This window comes from Fulvivirga aurantia (assembly GCF_009711475.1).
In the GTDB taxonomy this organism is placed as follows: Bacteria; Bacteroidota; Bacteroidia; order Cytophagales; family Cyclobacteriaceae; genus Fulvivirga; species Fulvivirga aurantia.
On sequence record NZ_SMMD01000322.1, the window covers coordinates 1 to 1,752 of the forward strand.

Genomic DNA, 1,752 nt, shown 5'->3' on the forward strand with positions numbered 1-1,752 from the left:
TGTAAATAAACCGAAAAATAATCGCTAATTTGTCCGCTGTGAGCCATTTACTAAACCGTTGTGCATCATATCTGGCGAACGAAATAGATGAACGTATATAACTTCAAAACGGATCAATTCGGCTTAAACGCTGATGGCCTTCACCTATTAAGAAGTGGATATTGTTATCGAACATTGCCAACAGACCAACTTCAGGAATTGGAGATTAAAAAAGGCGTCAGAGTTAAAAATAGGCTGACCCTTATCATCTTTGGACTTATCAATTTGAGCTTAGGTGTTGTTTGTTTTATTTACATTTTGCCGTTGAATTCGGTTGATGGGTTCGCCATTAAGGGCGCCCAAATTGTATGGGCTTTTCTTATGATCATTCTCGTTCTTTGGTTCGCTGCATTGGTTTCTTTTTATCAAGCCTTTATCAAGACTACCGTTCTGATCGCTCGAACAAAAGACTATTGGAATGTTTTCAGTTTGTACTCCACAGTCAAAAATAATGAACTAGATAATTTGATCAACTTCTTAAAAAATTCACCTCTATGGCCTGTGACTCGAATTAAGTAATAAGATGCACAACATTGCCTTCCATCGCATATGCTAAAGTGCTTTACTGTTTTGTGACTACAAATCGCCCATTACTCAAACTCATTGCAGGTCGCTAGACCCAAATAAGTAAGGTAGCCGCTTAATTCACTGCACGTCTACGTTGGCATTTATCTACCCAACATATGTTAAATACTTGTTAATGAACTCATCCTGCCTTGTAGTATGGATTTCACCTATTAATTTCATTTCAACCAAAGTGAAAATTCATGAAAGTAATTAACTTCTTCATCTTCAATATTTTATTTCTATTTACGGTTTGTTGTATCAATGCACAGCCCGAACAACAGAATAGCAAATCAGCAGATTTTATTCAGGAGAGAATCAATGACAATTTGTATGTACTCAAGGCAGTTAATTACAATACAAACATTGGGGTTTTCGTAGGTTCTGAGGAACTATTATTGATAGACCCAATGGCAGGAGACGGTAAACAACAGTCGCTTACTAATGCAATAAAGCTTATATCAAACAAGCCAATTAAGTACGTATTAAACACACACAGTCATGGCGACCATAGTGGAGCAAACTCTTACTTCTCTGCTTTAGGAGCAACAGTAATTGCCCATGAAAACTCTAAGTATTCAAAAGCAACCAGCGATATTACCTTTACTGATAGTTACACGATTGAAATGGGAAATGAAACAATTGAATTACATCATATAGCTGCCCATACTTTTGATGATGCACTCATTTACTTCAAAAAGAATAATACAATATTTATAGGGGACAGCTATATGACTAATTCGTTTCCTCATTTTTACTATGGAGGTGGTAGTAAAGGTCATGTTGAAATATTGAACAAAGCCATAGCTCTTGGGGATGCAAATACAACAATTGTTCCCGCACACGGCAATCTCAAATCGGATAAAAAACAACTCCTGACATTTAAAGAAAACTCTGAAAAATGGGTAAATAGAATAAAAACACTTCACACTGATGGAAAAACTGCAAACGTCATGATTGAAGATGAGCAAATAAAAAAGTTAGCTCAATTTTTTACAGGTTCTGAAAAAGTTTGGACCCAGACCATTGAGAAAACAATCTCCGTTGATTTTATACCTTCAATTCTACTTTCAAAAGACATCCTCAACGGTTACGAAGGCATGTATACATTCGAGAATGGGCAGACATGTGAGGTTATTTTTGAAAAAA

At 36.0% G+C, this 1,752-nt stretch carries 2 protein-coding genes; both read left to right on the forward strand.

The features are described 5' to 3' along the window. The first annotated feature begins 87 nt into the window (after positions 1-87). On the forward strand, positions 88-558 hold the full coding sequence (locus tag E1176_RS20870; RefSeq protein WP_222933050.1) for a hypothetical protein: 471 nt from the start codon (positions 88-90) through the stop codon (positions 556-558). 248 nt (positions 559-806) lie between these two features. Next, positions 807-1,752 (forward strand): MBL fold metallo-hydrolase (locus E1176_RS01470; RefSeq protein ID WP_155208806.1); only part of this gene is annotated, 946 nt, incomplete at its 3' end.

Excerpts from the sequence above, each read along its gene's own strand:
- E1176_RS20870 (WP_222933050.1), top strand. The coding sequence starts at position 88 with ATGAACGTATATAACTTCAAAACGGATCAATTCGGCTTAAACGCTGAT.